Origin of the sequence: Streptomyces sp. Act143, from assembly GCF_003143935.1 — a bacterium.
GTDB lineage: Bacteria > Actinomycetota > Actinomycetes > Streptomycetales > Streptomycetaceae > Streptomyces.
Genome location: NZ_QFRX01000001.1, coordinates 3,519,974 through 3,538,624, shown reverse-complemented (window position 1 = coordinate 3,538,624; position 18,651 = coordinate 3,519,974). Strand labels below are relative to the sequence as shown.

Genomic DNA, 18,651 nt, shown 5'->3' with positions numbered 1-18,651 from the left:
ATCATGATCACAGCTCACCTGCGGCGGCGGGCCGCTGCCGCCGTCCTGTCCCTGGCCGCCGTGTTCGCGACGACGGCGGCCGCCGCTCCCGCGAAGGCCCCGGAACCCCGCGACTGCCCGGTCCAGTTCGACGACCCCGTCAAGGCCGCCGCCGACCGCACCGTCGACGTCGGCCGGATCACCCCCGAGCCGGTCTGGCGCAAGACCTGCGGCACCCTCTACCGCAGCGACGGCCGCGGTCCGGAGATCGTCTTCGCGGAGGGCTTCAAGCCGAAGGACGTCGTCAACGGCCAGTACGACATCGAGAAGTACGTCCTGGTCAACCAGCCCTCCCCATACGTCTCCACGACCTACGACCACGACCTGTACAAGACGTGGTGGAAGTCGGGCTACAACTACTACATCGACGCCCCCGGCGGCATCGACGTCAACAAGACCATCGGCGACACCCACAAATGGGCCGACCAGGTCGAGGTGGCCTTCCCCGGCGGCATCGCCCGGAAGTACATCATCGGGGTCTGCCCGGTGAACAAGACGACCAAGGTCGAGATCATGAGCGGTTGTCAGAGCAACCCGCACTACGAGGCCTGGCACTGAGCAGGATCTCCGCCCCCACCGGCCGGTAACCGGCCCCCAGGAACGCCCGCGTGCTGCGGGCGTTCCCCGGTGCGATCTGCGCCCACAGCGGCTCGGCGGCGAGATGCCGGGCCGCGATCGCCAGGAGGCGTCCCAGCCCGCGGTGCCGTGCGTCCTCGTCGACCTCGGCCGAGACCTCCAGGCGGCCACCGATCCCGCGCCCCATGACCAGCACCCCGCCGTCCGCGGTCCAGGCCCGCACGCCGTCGCGGCGGCCTCGGGCGTAGCCGATCCGCGGGTGGCCGGCGTCCTCGATCTCCCGCAGCGCCAGCGGGGGCTCGCCGGGCAGCGGCGGGCCGACCAGCATCGTGTCGACGGTCTCGGCGGTGCGCCCCGTCCGCTCCAGGAAGGCCGCCAGGAACCGCGGGTTCATGGTCGCGGCGAGCGGGTCGCAGTCGAGGCCGCGCAGCGTCTCGCGCACCCACTCGGGATCCTCGTCGGTGAAGACGACGGAGTGCGCGGTGAAGGCGAGCACCCCCGCGTCCCGGGGCGAGTGCTGCGGGACGACCGTCGTACCGCCGTCCGCCGGCGGGAAGACCCCGCGGGCCGCCGCGTCGAGAATGTCACGAAGAGTCTTCACCGCACCCGCCCTTGAGTCTCCACCCACTGGAAGGCCCAGACTCGCAGACATGATCGACGACGGCACCGGACTTCTCACCATCGGCGAGCTGGCCCGGGCCTCCGGACTGACCGTGCGCACCATCCGCTACTGGTCGGACGAGGGGGTCCTGGAGCCGGCGGCCCGCTCGACGGGCGGCTACCGGCTCTACGACGCCACGTCCGCCGCCCGCCTGGAACTGATCCGCACCCTGCGCGAGCTGGGCCTCGGCCTGGACGACGTACGGAAGGTGCTGGCGGGGGAGCGGACGGTCGCGGAGGTGGCGGCGGCGCATGTCACGGCGCTGGACGCGCAGATCCGGTCGCTGAAGGCTACCCGGGCGGTGCTGTCGACCGTTGCGCGACGCGGGTCGACCGCGGAGGAGATGACGCTGATGAACAAGCTGGCGCGGCTGTCGGCCGCCGAACGGAAGCGGATCATGGAGGAGTTCGTGGACGAGGTCTTCCACGGGCTCGACACCGCCGACCCCGACATCCGGCGGCGGATGCGGCACACCGCGGTCGACCTGCCCGACGAGCCCACCCCGCAGCAGGTGGACGCCTGGGTGGAGCTGGCTGAGCTGGTGCAGGACCCGGAGTTCCGGGCGCGGATGCGGCAGATGGTGGAGTTCAACGCCCGGGACCGCGGACCCGACGCTCCGCCGGGTGCCTCGATGTGGTTCTTCAAGCGGCTGGTGGAACTCGCCGCACGGGCCCGTGCGCAGGGCATCGCACCGGAGGCGCCGGAGGCCGGACCGGTCCTGGACGAACTGCTCGGACCGGACGCCGACCAGGCCGCCGTCCTGGAACGGCTGGAGGCCGGTTTCCACGCACGGGCCAACCGGTACCGGCAGTTGATCGCCCTGGTGAACGGCCGCGAACCGGGCGACGAGCACGCCGAGGAGTTCGCGTGGGTGGTCGCCGCTCTGCGTGCTCGTACCGCCGGTTAATCTGACCCACGGCAACAAGCCAGCAAGGTACGACGAAAAGGGGCGGATCGGTGGCCGACATCGACGAGGCACGCAAGCAGTTCGAGCGGATCGACACGGACGGTGACGGCGTCATCACCGCGGCCGAGTTCAAGACCGCCCTGGCCCAGGGGGGCGACTGGAACGTCACCGAGTCGGTGGCCGAGGTGATCATCAAGTCCCGTGACCTCAACGGCGACGAGGTGCTCGACTTCGACGAGTTCTGGGCGTACCTGAGCAAGTGACGTGCGCGGAAGGGGGCGCCCGAGGAGCTGCGAGAGGCTCCCGGGGCGCCCCCTTCGTCATGCCCGGCGCACGCTCCAGCGGCCGCCCTGCCGGTCCAGGACCAGGGGCAGGTCGAAGCACTTGGAGAGCTGGTCGTCGGTGAGGACGTCGGTGGCCGCGCCCTGCGCCAGGACCCGCCCGTCCCGCAGCAGCATGGCGTGCGTGGTGCCGCCGGGCAGCTCCTCCAGGTGGTGGGTGACCAGGACCGTCGCCAGCGGCGGATGCTCCTGGCGCAGCTCGTCCAGCGCCCCGATCAGCTGCTCCCGGCCCGGCAGGTCCAGGCCGGTCGCCGGTTCGTCCAGGAGCAGCAGCCGCGGCTCCGGCATCAGCGCACGCGCGATGAGGGTCCTGGTGCGCTGCCCCTGCGACAGCGTGGGCCAGCGGGCGTCGCGCAGGCCCGCGAGACCGAGGGTGGCGATGAGCCGGTCCGCCCGGTCCACCTGCTCGGGCGTCGGACGCCAACGCGGCAGCGGCGCCACGGAGTTGGTGAGACCGGTCAGGACGACGTCCCGGATGTGCAGCGGCTGCGCCAGCGGGTGGCGCGGGTCGACATGACCGACGTACGCCCGCAGTTCGCGCAGGTCGACCCGGCCCAGGCGGCGCCCGAGCACCTCCACCGTGCCGTGGGTGGGATGGACCTTGGCGCCCAGCAGACTCAACAGGGTCGACTTGCCGGCCCCGTTGGCGCCCAGGAGCGCCCAGTGCTCGCCGGCCCGGACGGTCAGGCTCACCTCCTGGAGGATCGGCCGCCCCTCCCGTACGACGTCCACGCCTTCCGCGCGGAGTACCTCTGTCACCGCAGCCCCCGGTTCACCGCGGACAGCACCGCCGCCGTCGCGCTCTCCCCGGCGCCCCACGCCGTGCGCCCGGCCACCTCGACCTCGGCGTAGGCCGCCCGGTCGTCCTCGGTGAAGTCCAGGACGCGCACGGCGAGACCCGCCCCCGTCAGGGCGTCGACGAAGGCGGAGACCGGGCCCGCGCCCGTGCCCTCGTAGTCGCCGCTCCGGTCACCGGTGCGCAGGGTGCAGACGAACCGGTGCGCGCCCGTCCCGTCCTCGTGCACGGACCACGCCTCCAGCGCCACCTCCCCGTCCGTGACCACGTACGTCGAGCGGAACAGGTCGTACAGCTCCTTCGGGGTCATCTCCCGACCGCTGTCGTCCGTGGTCTCCTGCACCGCCCGGGAGAAGTCCGGGCGCATGCGTGGTGGCAGGTCGACACCGTGGTGGGTGCGCAGCAGGTACGCCGTCCCGCCCTTGCCGGACTGGGAGTTCACGCGGATCACCGCCTCGTAGGAACGGCCGATGTCGGCCGGGTCGATGGGCAGATACGGGACGTTCCAGGGTTCGTCCGGGTGGGCGGCCCGATGGGCGAGGCCCTTGCTGATGGCGTCCTGGTGGGTGCCGGAGAACGCGGTGTGGACGAGGTCCCCGGCGTAGGGGTGGCGGGGGTGCACCGGCAGCCGGTTGCAGTGCTCGACCGTCTCCTTGACGCGGTCGATGTCGCTGAGGTCGAGCATGGGGTCGACGCCCTGGGCGTACAGGTTCAGGGCGAGGGTCACCAGGTCGACGTTCCCGGTGCGCTCGCCGTTGCCGAACAGACAGCCCTCCACGCGCTGAGCCCCCGCCAGGACCGCCAGTTCGGCGCAGGCGACGCCGGTGCCGCGGTCGTTGTGCGGGTGGACGGAGAGGACGACCGAGTCGCGCCGGGACAGGTTGCGGTGGGCGTACTCGATCTGGTCGGCGTAGACGTTCGGCGTCGCGATCTCGACCGTCGCCGGGAGGTTGTGGGTGACCGGGCGGTTGGGGCTCGCGTCCCACAGTGCGGTCAGCATGTCGCACAGTTCCAGGACGAAGTCCGGTTCGGTGAGATTGAAGGTCTCGGGGCTGAACTGGAAGCGCACGGAGGCGTCTCCGGCCCGCCGCGCCATGTGCTCGGCCGCCTCCCGCACCGTCCGCCGCACCGCGTCCCGGTCCCGGCCCAGGACCATGTCCCGCCACACGGGGGAGGTGGCGATATACAGGTGCACCACCGCGCGGGGCAGCCCGGCGACGGAGTCGAAGGTCCGGTCGATCAGATCCGCCCGCGCCGCGGTGAACACCACCGGCGTCACGTCGTCGGGCACGGCGTCCTCGGTCACCAGATGCCGTACGAAGTCGAACTCCGCGCGGCTGGCCGACGGATAGCCGACCTCGATCTCCTTGAAGCCGGTCGCGACCATCAGGTCGTAGAAGCGCCGCTTGCGTGCGGTGTCCATCGGCTCGGCCAGCGCCTGGTTGCCGTCGCGCAGGTCCACGGGGACCCAGAGCGGGGCGCGCTCGATCCGGGCGGAGGGCCAACTCCGGTCGGTGACGGGGACGTTCACCCGCTCGTGGTACGGGCGGTAACGGTGGTGGGGCATGGGACTGGGCACTTGCGGATTCCAGCGGTACACGGTGGCTGACGTCCTTCATCTGCCGAGGAGGGGAACCGGCAAGCACGACGACCCGCGGCGGGGTGCCGGTCGCGTCAGGCCCCGCCGCGGCGCCCGAGAAGAAGGAGACCACGGAAGATCATGCGAGTAGGCTAGCCAGTCCTCAGGTCCTCAGACAAGTAAGAAATGTGTATGCCCATGTCGTCCTCGCCCCTGGGCCCCCTCCGCCCCAGCCCCTTGGTGGAACAGGCCGCCGACCGACTCCGCGCCCAGATCGCCGCCGGCCACTGGGCGGTCGGCAGTCGGCTGCCCGGCGAGACCACCCTGGCCAAGGAGTTGGGCGTGGGCCGCTCCACGGTCCGTGAGGCACTGCGCGCGCTGGCCGGGGCGGGGCTGGTCCAACCCCGGCAGGGCGCCGGAGTCTTCGTCATCGCCACGGAACCGGCCGAGGACTGGCCGACCCGGCTGCGCCGGGCCGCGGTGACGGACGTCTACGAGGTCCGGATGGGACTGGAAGTCCACGCGGCCCGGCTGGCCGCGCGGCGCCGGACGCCGGAGGACGTGGCGGCGATGGAGCGCGCGCTGGCGGGCCGCCGGGCGGCCTCCCAGCTGGACGACGAGGCCTTCATCGACGCCGACATCGCCCTCCACGCGACGGTGGTGGGGGCCGCGCACAACTCCGTACTGGCCGATCTGTTCACGGAGTTCACCCCGGCCCTCAGGCGGGGCCTCCTCGACCTCCTGACCCTGACCGGCGCGCGCACCCGCGACCCCAACACGGCCGACGAGGCCCACGAGGCGCTGGTACGGGCGGTGACCGACGGGGACGCGGAGGTCGCGGCGGAGGTGGTACGGGCGGAACTGGAGGACCCCTTCGGGGGGTAAAAAGAGGTTCTGGCCGGGAGGCCCCGGTCAAGAGGCCTTCCTCCGGTACTGCCCCGGAGCCACCCCGTACTCCCGCTTGAACGCCTTGGCGAAGGCGAACTCCGAGGTGTAACCGGTGCGTTGGGCGATCTGGCGGAGCGGCAGGTCGGCCTCGCGCAGCAGCCGTCCGGCCGTCGTCATGCGCCACCACGTCAGATACGCCAGGGGCGGCCGTCCCACCAGCGCGGTGAACCGGCGGGCGAACGCCGCCCGGGACAGACCGCCGTGGGCGCCGAGCTCCTCCACCGTCCAGGGGTGGTCCGGCGCGGCGTGGACGGCCTGGAGCGCCGCGGTCACCGCGGGGTCGGCGAGCGCCGCCGCCCAGCCGGTGGGATGCCGGTCGGTGCGGGCCTCGCCCTGCCACCAGGCGCGCAGGATGTAGAGCAGCAGGGTGTCCAGCAGCGAGGCGACGATGGTGTCCGACCCCGGCTGCGGCTCCTCCAGCTCCGCGCCCAGCAGTTCCACGGTCGCCCGCAGCGACCGGTGGGCGCCGACCGTGGCGGGCAGATGCACGACCTCCGGCAGCTCTGCGAGCAGGGGATGCGCCCGGCTGCGGTCCAGCCAGTAGGCGCCGCACAGCAGGACGGTGTCCGGCACGGCGTCCCGTACGGGAGGCGGGGGCGGGGGCGGGCTCGCGTCGGGCTGGAACCGTACGATCGTCGGTTCCACGTCGGGCCCGCTGGTCAGCGCGTACCCCCGCCCGTGCGCCAGGAACACCACGTCCCCCGGCGCGAGCGCCACCGGCTCGCCCGCCGAGGGCAGCAGCCAGGCCGACCCCCGCAGCACCACATGGAACCCGGCGCCCTCCGAGTCCTCGATCCGCATCCCCCAGGGCGCGAACTTGTCCCGGCGCCCGGAGTGCGGCCGCCCGGTGCGCATCGCGGCGATCGCGTCACTGAGTACGTCCATGTCCGCCACCGTAGCCGGGAGTTGGAGCGGTGAGACGTTCGGACAGGAAACGGAGATCGGTGGACATGGATCGTCTCTCCGGGGCCTCCTAGCCTGGACGCCATGCCAACCACCGCACGTACCGTGCTCTTTCATGAAATCGGCGGCCCCGACGTCCTGACGATCGAGGACCTGCCGGTGTCCGGCCCCGGTCCCGGTCAAGTCGCCGTCCGTGTCGAGGCGTTGGGCCTCAACCGCGCGGAGGCCCTCTTCCGTTCCGGCGCCTACTACTACCAGCCCGCCCTCCCCGCCTCCCGTCTCGGCTACGAGGCCTCCGGCGTCGTCGAGGCGGTCGGCGAGGGGGTCACCGCACTCGCCGTGGGCGACCCGGTGATGACGGGGCCCGGCATCGAGATGAGCGCGCAGGGGGTGTACGCGGAACGGGTCGTGCTGCCCGAGATCTCGGTACTGCCCCGCCCGGCCGCCGTGGACGCCGTCACGGGCGCGGCGTCCTGGCTGACGTACACGACCGCCTACGGAGCCCTCCTGGAGACGGCCGGACTCAGGCCCGGAGACCACGTCCTGATCACCGGCGCCTCCAGCGGTGTGGGCACGGCGGCGATCCAGGTGGCCCGCCGCATCGGTGCGATCCCGCTGGCCACGACCCGTACGGAGGCCAAGCGGCAGGGGCTGCTCGACGCGGGGGCGGCGGAGGTGATCGTCTCCGAGGGCGGCGCCGAGACGGTGGCCAAGGAGGTCCGGCGGATCACCGGGGGCCGGGGCGTCGAGGTGATCTTCGACGCGATCGGCGGCCCCGGCTTCCGGCCACTGGCCGAGGCGCTCGCGGAGGGCGGCTCGGTGGTGGCCTACGGCTGGCTGGACCGCCGGCCCGCCGAGATCCCCTGGAACTGGCCGTTCACGATCCACACGTACGCCAACCTGATCCTCACCGCGACGCCGGGCGGCCGCCGCCGCTCCACCGCGTTCCTCGACGCGGGCCTGGCCGACGGCGGCTTCCGGCCGGTGATCGCCGAGGTCTTCGACGGGCTGGACCGCATCCGGGACGCCCATGCCCTGATGGAGTCGAACCGCCATACGGGGAAGATCGTGGTCCGGATCTGACCCAGTCGGAATACCTCCCGGCCGCCCCCGGTTGATGCAAATCAGACGTATGCACATGCATCGACTTCGGAAGGGTCTGCCATGAAGATCGGCATCATCGGCGCGGGCAACATCGGCGGCAACCTCACCCGACGGCTGACCGCCCTCGGACACGAGGTGTCCGTTGCGAACTCCCGCGGCCCCCACACCCTCACCGCGCTCGCCGAGGAGACGGGCGCGACGCCCGTCCCGGTCGAGGAGGCCGCGCGCGGCGCGGAGGTGGTGGTCGTCACGATCCCGCTGAAGGCGATCCCGGACCTGCCGAAGGGCGTGCTCGACGGGGCGGCGGACGGGGTGGCGGTGATCGACACCGGCAACTACTACCCCAAGCAGCGGGACGGCAGGATCGCCGGCATCGAGGACGAGGGCCTGACGGAGAGCCGCTGGACGGAACGGCACCTCGGCCACCCCGTGATCAAGGCCTTCAACGGCACCTACGCCCAGGACATCCTGGACCGCCACCGCCCGGCCGGCGCCCCCGACCGCCAGGCCCTCCCGGTCGCGGGCGACGACGAGGCCGCCAAGGCGAAGGTGCGCGCCCTCATCGACGAACTCGGCTTCGACACGGTCGACGCGGGCGGCCTCGACGACTCCTGGCGCCAGCAGCCGGACACGCCGGTGTACGGGCTGCGGGAAGGCGTCGAAGGCGTCACGAAGGCGCTGACGGCGGCGACGCCGGAACGCCCGGCGGAGTTCCGGGGCTGACGGCGGTCCGGGCGCGAGGGTGCGTGTCCGTCAGGGGGTCTTCGCCTTGGGCCGGCGGCGCAGCCAGGAGAGCTTCAGGGGATAGCGCTGGGCGAGGCGTTCGTAGCGGGCGCGGATCTCGTCCTCGGGGAGGGCGAGGGCGGCGGCGGCCTTGGAGACGGCACGGGTGCTGATGACTGTTCTGGGGTCGATGGCCGGTGATTCGCCGTCGAGGTCTGCGGAGAGCAGAGTACGGTCGGTCGCTTCCGCCTCCAGACGCGCCAGGGACCACAGCGCTTCCCGGCGCTCTTCGGCGTCCTTGCTCGCCATGGCGCCTCTGAAGGCGGCGACGGCTCCGGGCTCGCCCAGGGCGGCGAGGGCGGCCACCAGAGCATCGGTCGGATCGAAGGGCGGGTCCGTACCCAAGACGCGCAGGAGGGGCCCGACGGCCCGGGGGTCACCCAGTCGGGCCAGCGCCTGCGGCACACCGTGGAGATCGGCTCCCCGGAACTCGGAGAGGAGCTCCAGCAGTGGCTCCAGGGCGCGCGGCTCACGGAGTCTGCCCAAGGTGATGGCGATGAGGGTGCGCAGGCGTCCGGCTGAGTCGGGGAGCAGGGCCAGCAGGGGGCCCGCGGCGCGGGTGTCACCGAGCGTGCCCAGGGCTTCGACGGCCTGCATCCATCGGCTGTCGTCCGCGTCGGTCAACAGGGCCAGGAGCGCGTCGAGGGCCGCCGTGCTGTTCAGCCGCGCCAGCAGGAATGCCGCGTCGGCACGGACCGCGGCCTTGGGGTGGCGGGTGAGCGGGAGCACCGGGTCGTCCATGCCGGGGCAGACCCTGACGAAGTGGTCCGCGAGCGCGGCGCGGGTCTTGTGATCGGCGGCGGCGAAACCACGCATGACCGCCACTGCAAGATCGGGGCATGCGGCTGCTGTCGGCTCGTCGATGTGCCACAGCAGGAAGTTGACAGCCTGTGGCGGGACGCCTGCGGTCGTGATGACGTCCGCCAGTTCCGCACGGTCCTCCGGTGTGGTCGTCCACGGGCCTCCGGGGCGGACGCGGCCCGGACTGTTTCCGGTCAGCCAGCCGAGGGCCCAGGCGCCGGCGACCGCCTCACCCGGCCCCCGCCGCAGCAGCGCTTTGAGCCCTGGCACCAGGCCTGGAATCAGCGGCGCTCGCTGTTTGAAGGCGACGTGCATCAAGGCAAGCGCCGCCTCGGCAGCCACCTCGGTCTGCGGCTCCCGCAAGAGACCAACCTGGTTCTCGGTCCAGTTCTTCGCCCCCGGTTCATCGTCGGGGACGGTGGAACCGAGCACCATGGCCGCCAGGCCGGCCATGCCCATGCGCTCTTCCACGTCCCCCAACCACGCGGTCACCAGGCGGCGGCTCAGCTGTGATCCCCAGAGGCAACCTGCGACTTCCCCGGCGGCCCGGTCAGCCGTGGTGATGAAGCTGCCCAAGCCGTCCTTCTCCGTGACCTCGGCGACGAACCGATCCAATATCTCGCCCGCCACCTCCTCACTCACATTCGGTTCGTCGGAGAGGCAGGAACAGGCGAGCACCGCTCGTGGCCTGGCGGTGACGGCCGCGTCCTCGCCCTGCAACGGGCGGGCGATGGCTCTGAGGACACTGTCCACGTCGTCGTCGTTGCACGACATCACACAGAGCCGAAGGGCTTCGCGCCAGGCTTCCGAGACCGCCCTGTCCCCGACGAACCCGAGGGGATTCTCGGAACCCGTCCGCGCCGCAAGCCTCGCCACCTGATCCGCCAGCGACCGCTCGACGTCCCGTCCGGGATACCGCCCCTCCACCAGCGCCAGCCCCGCCAGATACTCCTGGAACGTCAGATGGCGGAACTCGTACACCGGGACGAGGCGCCCCTGATGGCGCACAAGACCGCTCTCGGCGAGGATTCCCGTCCGGCGCTCCAGCAGCCGCAGGAAGGACATCGGGGAATGCCGGCGCGCGTCCCGTACCTTGGGAAAGTCGCGGCGCATCCGCTCGAACGCGTCGACGACCTCGTCCTCCCGCAGCCGCTGCACGCCCGCCTCGCACATCGCGTAGGCCAGGTACTGGAGCTGCGGCAGCGCCTCGTACCGGTCTATCCGCTCGTCGACGTCGCTGCGCCAGTTCAGGAGCACGTCCACGGCCTCCCGGTACAGGTCCGCGCGACGGCTGGGCAGCTTGCCGACCTTCTTCTTGACCAGTGCCATCGTCGTCAGGAGCATCGGGTTCCCGGTGAGCCGCTCGATGCGGTCCGTGCTGTGGATGTCGCTGATGAGCTGTCGGGTGGCGAGCTCCTGCCGGGGGAGAGGCTCGGCGACGACGCACCAGCGCCGCGCGAAGTCGTCCTTGTCCTCCGGGGTGAGGTCGAGCACGGTCACATGCTCGAAGCCGCGGGTGATGCGCAGGCCCATCTCCTTGTAGCCCACGATCCGCGAGGTGACGATGATCGAGGACTTGGGGTACGCCACATGGATCTTGTCGATCTGGCGGCAGAACCGGGCACGCGCCGCCGGGTCGGAGATCTCGTCCAGGCCGTCGATCAGGAGCAGCACCCGCCCGTCGCGCAGCCCGTCGAGCAGACTGCCGGTGAGCTTTCCGGCCTCCTCGTCGGAGAAGCCGGAGGTGCACAGGTTCTGCCGGATGATCCGCTCCAGCGAACCGAGGTCCCGGGTCTCGTCCAGCTCACGGCAGCGGATGAGCAGCGGGAGCAGGTCGGCGTCGGGAAGCGTGGCGACGTCGGGGAGTTGGCTCCAGTCGGGGTCGGAGCGCAGCCGCAGCAGGTACGCCGTCGCGATCCACCGGAGCATGGTGCTCTTTCCGGAGCCGGGATCGCCCAGCACGACGAGCCGCTTCGAGGCCTGGAGGCGTTCTCCGACCGAATGACGGGTGCCGGAGTCCGCGGGCCGTCCTTCCGTCCCCCGGCGGGACTCCATTTCCAGCAGCCGGTGTTCGAGGTCCTCGGCCTCGACGACCCCCGGCGGAATGTCCACCGAGACCCGCAGCGAGACGTAGAGGCTCCGCAGCAGCAGTTCCTTGGTGACCAGATCGCGGTCGCCGATGGGCAGGTTGGCGAGGTCGACGATGTCGCAGGTCCTGAGCGCGATCTCCCGGTACCGGTGATCGAGGTCGTGCAGTACCTGACGGTCTCCGGGGGCGCCGGGAGGGTAGTAGCGGGACAGCGCCGCGACCAGCTCGGAGACGGCCCTGCCGGGGTCCTCCCAGTAGCGGGCGACCTTGTGATCGAGGGTCAGCATGTCCAGATAGGCGTTCTTCTCCATCTGGAGGGCGAAGATCCGCGCGCCGGAATGCCCCCTGGCCGCGAGGACGACACGGTACGCCCAGCCGGTGCCGAGCGCGGCGACCGTGCCGCAGAGGACGACGGGGCTGCCCTCGGCGATGGCCTTGGACGCCTCCTCGCCCAGGGATTCTCCGACGAGGATCGTCCCGTAATGCAGTACCTCATAACCGGCCTGCGCGATCGGTCCGGCGATCTTGGCGGCGAGGTCCTCCTCGCCTTCCGCGTGCGCGATGAGGACCCGCGTCATCAGCGGATCGCCCGCAGGAGTTGACTCACCCCGAGGTCCCAGTCCGCCGCCAGATCCGCGTACTTGATGTCGGCGAGAATCGCGGGGGCCGTGCCACCGAACTTCACCGGCAGAATGCGGACGCCGTGTCCTTCGAGCTGGCGATGGAGCGCGGACATCCATTCCCGGCTGATCCAGGGGCTCGTGACCCCGTCCGCCGAGTAGCACAGGACCAGGTAGGACGTGCCTTCGAGGCCGGAGTTGATGCGCTCCACGATGGAATCGCCCAGCTGGATCTCCCATTCGTCGAACCAGACGCGGTGCCCGGCGGAGGTGAGCTCGTCAGCGAGTTTGCGGGTGCTCGGCGCATCGTCCATGCGATGGCTCAAAAAGACGTTCGCCATGCCGACGATGCTACCGACTCCGCTCCCGCCCCAGCCGGTCTTCCGGCCCGAACTCGTACCGGCGGAGCATCAGTTGCCCCCGGCCCACTCCCGCAACGCGGCCCTGCTCGCGAAGTCCGCCACGTTCTTGTCGTGCGGGTCGTCGGTGTACTGGTGGAAGCGCCACTTCGCCTTGATGCGGGGCTTGCCCGCCGTCACGTAGTCGGCGATCCAGAGTCCGTCGCCGGCGTAGGAGGTGGTGTCGACGTTGAGCCAGTAGTTGCGGTTCGTGTAGAGGACGACCCGATGGTGCGGCCGCAGTTCCTTCACCTTCCGGATGAACCGGTCCTTCTCCGCGTTGCTCGCGTGCGTCCCCTCCCCAGTGGTCTCCCAGTCCACGGCGAGGATGTCGCCCGCCCGCTCCGGGGCCTTGCTCACGAAGTGCTCCGCCTGGGCCGTCAGATTGCCCGGCCAGAGGAAGTGGTAGAAGCCCACGACCAGACCGGCGTCACGGGCCCGCTTCGTCTGGGCGGACAGCTTGGGATTGGTGTACGTACGCCCCTCCGTCGCCTTGACGAAGACGAAGGAGAGGCCGTCGGTGCCGTAGGAGGAGGACTGGTACGCGCTCACGTCGATGCCGCGCAGCATGGGGAGCTCCTTGAAGTGCCGGTGGGGACAGCGGAGTTGAAGTCTGCATGGTCTCGGCACGGTTGATCCCCTGCCCGCGGGTGCGGAAACCGGCGTTCTGGTTCTGACCGCCGTCGGCCTCCACCGCGCCATGGGCCGGTCGGTGGCGGGACCGGGACCGTCGGCCCTGCGGCAGGGGGCGTACGGCCGCTGGGTGCGTGACGCGGCGCGGGCGGACGGTTGAGAGGTCGACGACCGCGCCCTGGGGGGACGCACCGACACATGTCGAGTGAGGAGGGCCCATGTCCAGGCCTGAGCCACGTGCCATAGAACTGACGCAGATGATCGCCGCATTGCGCGGCTCCTTGGAGACCGCGCAGCGGGACGGTGACCGCGAGGGCGGGCCCCGTTTCCAGGTCAAGGAGATCGAGGTCGAGGCGACCGTGCAGGCGACCCGGGACCGGCAGGTGGCGGGGGGTGTGAGGTTCTCCGTCGTCAACGCGAAGGGGCAGGCCGCCAAGAGCGACGGCGTCGTCCAGCGCGTGCTGCTTCGACTGGGCGTCAACCAGGACTACCTGATCTCGCGTTCGCATCTGCCAGGAGCCGGTCATGCTCTCCCCTGAGCTCCGGCGGACGGCGTTCCTGTGGACGGACCGGGAGCAGTCCTCGGGCTACCTGGTCACACCACGGCTGGTGCTCACCGCCGCCCACTGCGTCGGTGAGGTCGGCGAGCAGGTGAGGGTGCAGGCGCTCACAGCCGGTTCGTACCGGAGTGCCCTGCGGGCGAGCGATCGCGTGCCCTTCCGGGTGGCGGCGCGTGCCGAGAATCTGCTGGGGCCCGGCAGCGACGGGTTCGCCCTGCTGGGCGTGGAGGAGGGCGACCCGTTCGGTCTGGAGGACCTTGCCCCGGTGCGATGGGGGCGGGTGGCCGGCACCGACCCGCTGCCGGCCCGGGTCTTCGGCTTCCCGGAACTGGCCGGCGACGACGGCCGGGCCAACCTGGAGCAGGCCCGTGGCCGGCTGATCCCCTGCTCGGGAGCGGTGACCGGGGAGGACAGGCCCGGCTGGCACCAGGCCTTCCAGGTCGAGAGCGGCACCCCGCTCGTCGGGACCGGGGGCGGCGCCCTGTGGCATGGTGCCTCCGGTGCGGCGCTGCTCGTGGAGGACAGCCTGCTCGGTGTGCTCGGGGAATGGCAGCAGAGCGTGGACGGACGCCTCAGGGCGATCCCCGTCGAGCTGCTGAAGGACCAGGACGACTTCCTGGACCTCCTGGCGAAGGACCGGGCCGGCCCGGTGGTGTTCGAGCCCCTGTGGCGGGGGCGCCAGGTACTGGACCCCGCCTACAACCGGCTGCCCGAGAGCTGGTCGGCGGCGGACCTGCTGCGCGCCCGCTACCAGGTGGTCCGCTTCTGCGGGCGGGAGGAGGAACTGGACCGGCTGATGACCTGGTGCACGGACCCGGCCCCGCAGGTGTCGCTGCGGTTCCTCGTCGGCAACCCGGCCGTCGGCAAGACCCGGCTGGCCCGTGAGCTGTGCGCGCGGATGGCGGGCCAGGGCTGGGTCGCGGGGCAGCTCGGACCGCTGGTGACGGATGTGTCGGGCCTCATGAAACTGGCCGAGGACCGGCTCGTCGTCGTCGACGACGCGGACAACAAGGTCGGCCAGCTCGACGCCCTGCTGCGGCACCGGGGTGGCAGTGGGCGCGTCAGGGTCCTGGCGATCGCCCGGCACGAGGGCGAGTGGTGGCACGCCTTCAGCCGCCGGTTCGTGGAACTGACCGAGGACGCCCTGTTCCCGGTCGAGGGTCCGGAACCCGCGGCGCGTGAGCACATCTACCGGCAGGCTTACGACACCTTCCTGGACAAGGACCGCGAGGTCCACGAGAAGGCGAGGGGTTCCGCGCCGGGCGGAGAGCCGTCGGCGGACCTCGGCGACCGGGACTTCGCCAACTGCCTGTTCATCCTCATCCTGGCGCTGATCGACGTACGCCGGGCCTGGGACCCGGAGTGGAGTGCCACGCTTCGAGGAGGGGCGGCGTCCCGCGAGGAGGCCCTCTACGAGTGGGCGCTCGACCTGGAGCGGAAGGACTGGGTCGACCACGCGGGACCCGCCGGTCTGCCCACGGACAGGATGCTGCTCGACCGGGTGGTCGCGGTGTCCAGTCTGGCTCATGCCGGAGGCAAGAGCGACGGTGAACGGGAAACCGCGGCCGCACGTCTGCTGCGTCTGGTGCCCGACCTGGAGGACGCGAACGAACAGATCCTCCGCCGCTTCGTCCGCTTCTTCCAGGAACGCATCTCGGCGTACGGCACGCTGCGCCCGCTGCGGCCGATGCGGCTGGCCCAGCACCTGGTGTCGAGCATGGTCCGGGACTTTCCGGAACTGGTCTCCCGGCTGCTCGCACTGGACCACGTGCGGTCATCCGAAGACGCCGCGCAGCAAGCGCTGTTGACCTTGCAGACGATGAACGCCGCGGTCTTCGGCGAGGAGCCCGACACGCCGTCCGATCCTGACCTCCACAAGGCGCTGCGCGAGGCGCTCGCGGCGCACGCGCCTGCCCTGATCAGGCTGGTCAGGAAGGTCATGGAGAACAGGGACAGCCCGACCGGAAGGTCTCTCGCGGCCGCGCTCGAATCGGTCTTCCGGCGGATGCCGGCGGATCGGTTCACGGCCGAGGCCGCCCGGGAACTGGAGGAAGCCAGCCCGGACATGCTGGAGACCCTGGCCATCGAGCTGCGCAGGAAGGCGCTGGAGTACTACCGCTCCCAGCCGTCGCAGGATCACCGGACACGGTACGAACTGGGCACGCAGAACCGGCTTCTGTCCCGGGTGCTGGCCGAGGCCGGCCAGCGGCGCGAGGCGTATGAGTGTGCCTGGGACGCGGTGCTGTTGTTCAACGCGCTGGTGCGGACCGACGACTCGTACGAGTACTCGCTCGGCAAGGCCCACGCGCTGAGCAACCTGGGCGTGCGCAATCGGGAGGTGGGGCGGTTCACCGAGTCGCTGGAGGCGGCCCGTGAGTCCGTCCAGGTCTATGAACGACTGCGGCATGATCATCCCGACCGCGTTCACCACCGGTACCTCAGCCAAGCCATGGGGAACCTGTCCGACTCGCTGGCGGTGCTGGGGCGTTGGCACGAGGCTCTGGAGTACGCCCTCGACGCCCGCGACCTGCCGCCCGAGTCCGCGGGACCGCCGCTGGCGGCCTGCGAGGTCACCGAGGCGAAGGCATTGGCCCTGCGTGTGCTGGCCCGACGGCAGGCAGATGCGCAGCGGTACGAGGAGGCGATCTCGTCGGCCATCGAGGCCCGGGACCTCCTCCATGACCTGAAGCCGCAGCGCAGCGGCCGCTGGGACCGTGACTACGCCCTGGCGTTGGCCGTGCTCGGCCGCCGCTACATCGAGGCCGAGCAGTATCCCTTGGCCATCGAGACCTTGTCCCAGGCACTTCAGGAGTACGAGGGGCTGGAGCACGTCTATCAGGAAGCCGAGCGCCCGCAGCACGCCGACGTGCTGCGCGACCTCGCCCTTGCCCATCTCCGCAAGGCCCGGGACGGCGCGGGACGCGGCTCGGGGAAGTGCGTGAGCGTCGGCATCAGGTGGGCCGAGCAGGCACGTGAGTACCACGACTTGATGGCCCCCGAGGACAGGACCGCCCGACGCCAGAGCAAGGCGCGGACCCTGTGCGTGCTGGCCGAGCTGGAGCTGGCCGGGCGCAAACCCAGGGCGAGGCAGGCCCGCGACCATGCCCGCGAAGCCCTGGACATCCTGGAGAAGTGCGCCCCGGCGGCCACGTGGCGGGACAAGCAGTGGACCGCCCAGCTGGCCGCCGTGTACGGCACCGCCCTGGCCCGGTGCGGTGACCTGCCGGCGGCGACGGAGCAGCACAAACGGGCCGCGGGACTCTGCCAGGACCTTCGCGAGGAGGAACCCGACCGGCAATTCCACGACCTTGAAGACAAGCTGGCCGATCTCGAGGACTGCATGGGACGCACGAGCGTGCCATTCGTGCGTCGTCCGCGGGGTGTCCTCAGCACTCGATGATGTTCACCGCGAGCCCGCCCCGCGCCGTCTCCTTGTACTTCACGCTCATGTCGGCGCCGGTGTCCTTCATGGTCTTGATGACCTTGTCGAGGGAGACCTTGTGGGAGCCGTCGCCGCGCATCGCCATCCGGGCCGCCGTGACCGCCTTCACCGCGGCCATGCCGTTGCGCTCGATGCACGGGATCTGGACCAGGCCGCCGACCGGGTCGCAGGTCAGGCCCAGGTTGTGCTCCATGCCGATCTCGGCGGCGTTCTCTACCTGCTCCGGGGAGCCGCCGAGCACCTCGGCCAGCGCGCCCGCGGCCATGGAGCAGGCGGAGCCGACCTCGCCCTGGCAGCCGACCTCGGCGCCGGAGATGGAGGCGTTCTCCTTGAAGAGCATGCCGATCGCGCCGGCGGCCAGCAGGAAGCGGACCACCCCGTCCTCGTCGGCGCCCGGCACGAAGTTGATGTAGTAGTGCAGGACGGCCGGTATGATGCCGGCCGCGCCGTTCGTCGGGGCGGTCACCACCCGTCCGCCGGCCGCGTTCTCCTCGTTCACCGCCATCGCGTAGAGCGTGATCCACTCCATGGCATGCGCCAACGGGTCGCCCTCCGCCCGGAGCTGACGTGCCGTCACGGCCGCCCGGCGCTTGACCCTGAGGCCGCCGGGGAGGATGCCCTCGCGGGACATGCCGCGCGAGACGCAGGCCTGCATGACCCGCCAGATGTCGAGGAGGCCCGCGCGGATCTCCTCCTCCGTGCGCCAGGCCCGCTCGTTCTCCAGCATCAGCGCGGAGATCGACAGGCCGGTCTCCTTCGTCAGACGCAGCAGCTCGTCGCCGGTACGGAAGGGGTACTTCAGGACCGTGTCGTCCAGCTTGATGCGGTCCGCGCCCACCGCGTCCTCGTCGACGACGAAGCCGCCGCCGACCGAATAGTACGTCTTCGACAGGAGCTCGGCCCCGGAGGCGTCGTACGCCCACAGCGTCATGCCGTTGGCGTGGTAGGGCAGCGCCTTGCGGCGGTGCAGCACCAGGTCGTCGTCGAAGGAGAAGGCGATCTCGTGCTCGCCCAGCAGGTTCAGCGAGCCGGCCGCCTTGATCGCCTCGATCCGCTCGTCGGCCGTCTCCACGTCGACGGTACGGGGGGACGCCCCCTCCAGACCGAGCAGCACCGCCTTGGGGGTGCCGTGGCCGTGCCCGGTCGCGCCCAGCGAGCCGTACAGCTCCGAGCGGACGGCCGCCACCGAGGACAGCACGCCCTCGTTGCGCAGACGGCGGGCGAACATACGGGCCGCGCGCATCGGGCCGACCGTGTGCGAGCTCGACGGGCCGATGCCGATCGAGAACAGGTCGAAGACCGAGATGGCCACGGGGAACTCCTCCGAAAAGGGCGGGGGGCGCACGTCGTCGGGCGCCCCCCACCAGGGAACTGCTGGGACTACTACTTGCTCAGGCCGGGGTAGAGCGGGTGCTTGTCGGCCAGGGCCTTGACCCGGGCCTTGAGCGCCTCGGCGTCGTACGACGGCTTC

The 18,651-nt window shown here is 71.2% G+C and carries 15 protein-coding genes and 1 pseudogene; 8 read left to right on the top strand and 8 right to left on the bottom strand.

The genetic code is table 11. The annotated features are described in order from the left end of the window. Positions 1-3: 3 nt before the first annotated feature. Positions 4-597, top strand: a complete 594-nt coding sequence (locus DI272_RS15645) for an ADP-ribosyltransferase (RefSeq protein WP_109500857.1) — start codon at positions 4-6, stop codon at positions 595-597. Here the strand turns inward: DI272_RS15645 and DI272_RS15640 are convergent. Continuing rightward, positions 551-1,216 carry a GNAT family N-acetyltransferase gene (locus tag DI272_RS15640; protein WP_109495963.1) on the bottom strand — a complete coding sequence of 222 codons (666 nt, stop codon included), beginning with the start codon at positions 1,214-1,216 and terminating at the stop codon, positions 551-553. The genes DI272_RS15645 and DI272_RS15640 overlap by 47 nt on opposite strands. 49 nt (positions 1,217-1,265) lie before the next feature. Here DI272_RS15640 and DI272_RS15635 point away from each other — a divergent pair, with 49 nt between their 5' ends. Together DI272_RS15635 and DI272_RS15630 are read left to right on the top strand one after the other, a co-directional pair. After that, positions 1,266-2,183 carry a MerR family transcriptional regulator gene (locus tag DI272_RS15635; RefSeq protein WP_109495962.1) on the top strand — a complete coding sequence of 306 codons (918 nt, stop codon included), beginning with the start codon at positions 1,266-1,268 and terminating at the stop codon, positions 2,181-2,183. A 50-nt stretch (positions 2,184-2,233) separates the two neighbouring features. Further along, positions 2,234-2,446, top strand: coding sequence for an EF-hand domain-containing protein (locus DI272_RS15630; protein ID WP_109495961.1), 213 nt, complete (start codon positions 2,234-2,236; stop codon positions 2,444-2,446). A 57-nt stretch (positions 2,447-2,503) separates the two neighbouring features. On the opposite strand, the gene DI272_RS15625 is transcribed toward DI272_RS15630, so the two are convergent. Together DI272_RS15625 and DI272_RS15620 are read right to left on the bottom strand one after the other, a co-directional pair. Continuing rightward, positions 2,504-3,283, bottom strand: coding sequence for an ABC transporter ATP-binding protein (locus DI272_RS15625; protein ID WP_109495960.1), 780 nt, complete (start codon positions 3,281-3,283; stop codon positions 2,504-2,506). Then, positions 3,280-4,887 (bottom strand): 2-isopropylmalate synthase, encoded by a 1,608-nt coding sequence (locus tag DI272_RS15620; protein WP_109495959.1) that lies wholly within the window; start codon positions 4,885-4,887, stop codon positions 3,280-3,282. Before DI272_RS15620 ends, DI272_RS15625 begins: the two co-directional genes overlap by 4 nt. A gap of 210 nt (positions 4,888-5,097) precedes the next feature. Here DI272_RS15620 and DI272_RS15615 point away from each other — a divergent pair, with 210 nt between their 5' ends. Further along, positions 5,098-5,784 carry a FadR/GntR family transcriptional regulator gene (locus tag DI272_RS15615; RefSeq protein ID WP_109495958.1) on the top strand — a complete coding sequence of 229 codons (687 nt, stop codon included), beginning with the start codon at positions 5,098-5,100 and terminating at the stop codon, positions 5,782-5,784. A 27-nt stretch (positions 5,785-5,811) separates the two neighbouring features. Here DI272_RS15615 and DI272_RS15610 read toward each other — a convergent pair whose 3' ends face one another. After that, positions 5,812-6,732, bottom strand: a complete 921-nt coding sequence (locus DI272_RS15610) for an AraC family transcriptional regulator (protein WP_109495957.1) — start codon at positions 6,730-6,732, stop codon at positions 5,812-5,814. A gap of 102 nt (positions 6,733-6,834) precedes the next feature. Here DI272_RS15610 and DI272_RS15605 point away from each other — a divergent pair, with 102 nt between their 5' ends. Continuing rightward, complete coding sequence (locus DI272_RS15605; RefSeq protein ID WP_109495956.1) at positions 6,835-7,833, top strand: zinc-dependent alcohol dehydrogenase family protein; 999 nt, start codon at positions 6,835-6,837, stop codon at positions 7,831-7,833. A gap of 63 nt (positions 7,834-7,896) precedes the next feature. Beyond that, positions 7,897-8,577 (top strand): annotated as a pseudogene (locus DI272_RS15600) (NADPH-dependent F420 reductase); the annotation flags it as partial. 30 nt (positions 8,578-8,607) lie between these two features. Here the strand turns inward: DI272_RS15600 and DI272_RS15595 are convergent. The 3 genes from DI272_RS15595 to DI272_RS15585 form a co-directional block, all read right to left on the bottom strand. Then, on the bottom strand, positions 8,608-12,105 hold the full coding sequence (locus DI272_RS15595; RefSeq protein ID WP_181387198.1) for an NACHT domain-containing NTPase: 3,498 nt from the start codon (positions 12,103-12,105) through the stop codon (positions 8,608-8,610). After that, positions 12,105-12,488, bottom strand: coding sequence for a toll/interleukin-1 receptor domain-containing protein (locus DI272_RS15590; RefSeq protein ID WP_109500856.1), 384 nt, complete (start codon positions 12,486-12,488; stop codon positions 12,105-12,107). The genes DI272_RS15595 and DI272_RS15590 overlap by 1 nt, the downstream gene beginning before the upstream one ends. Before the next feature lie 69 nt (positions 12,489-12,557). After that, positions 12,558-13,115, bottom strand: a complete 558-nt coding sequence (locus DI272_RS15585) for a glycoside hydrolase family 25 protein (protein WP_109495953.1) — start codon at positions 13,113-13,115, stop codon at positions 12,558-12,560. Between the two features lie 281 nt (positions 13,116-13,396). Between DI272_RS15585 and DI272_RS15580 the strand changes: the two genes are divergently transcribed. Next, the gene (locus DI272_RS15580; protein ID WP_146238332.1) at positions 13,397-13,717 is read left to right on the top strand and encodes a trypco2 family protein; all 321 of its coding nucleotides are present in this window, start codon (positions 13,397-13,399) and stop codon (positions 13,715-13,717) included. After that, positions 13,704-17,138, top strand: a complete 3,435-nt coding sequence (locus DI272_RS15575; protein ID WP_109495951.1) for a trypsin-like peptidase domain-containing protein — start codon at positions 13,704-13,706, stop codon at positions 17,136-17,138. Before DI272_RS15580 ends, DI272_RS15575 begins: the two co-directional genes overlap by 14 nt. Here the strand turns inward: DI272_RS15575 and DI272_RS15570 are convergent. Next, the gene (locus tag DI272_RS15570) at positions 17,125-18,492 is read right to left on the bottom strand and encodes an L-serine ammonia-lyase (RefSeq protein WP_109495950.1); all 1,368 of its coding nucleotides are present in this window, start codon (positions 18,490-18,492) and stop codon (positions 17,125-17,127) included. The two genes, DI272_RS15575 and DI272_RS15570, sit on opposite strands and share 14 nt — an antisense overlap. Positions 18,493-18,651 lie beyond the last annotated feature (159 nt).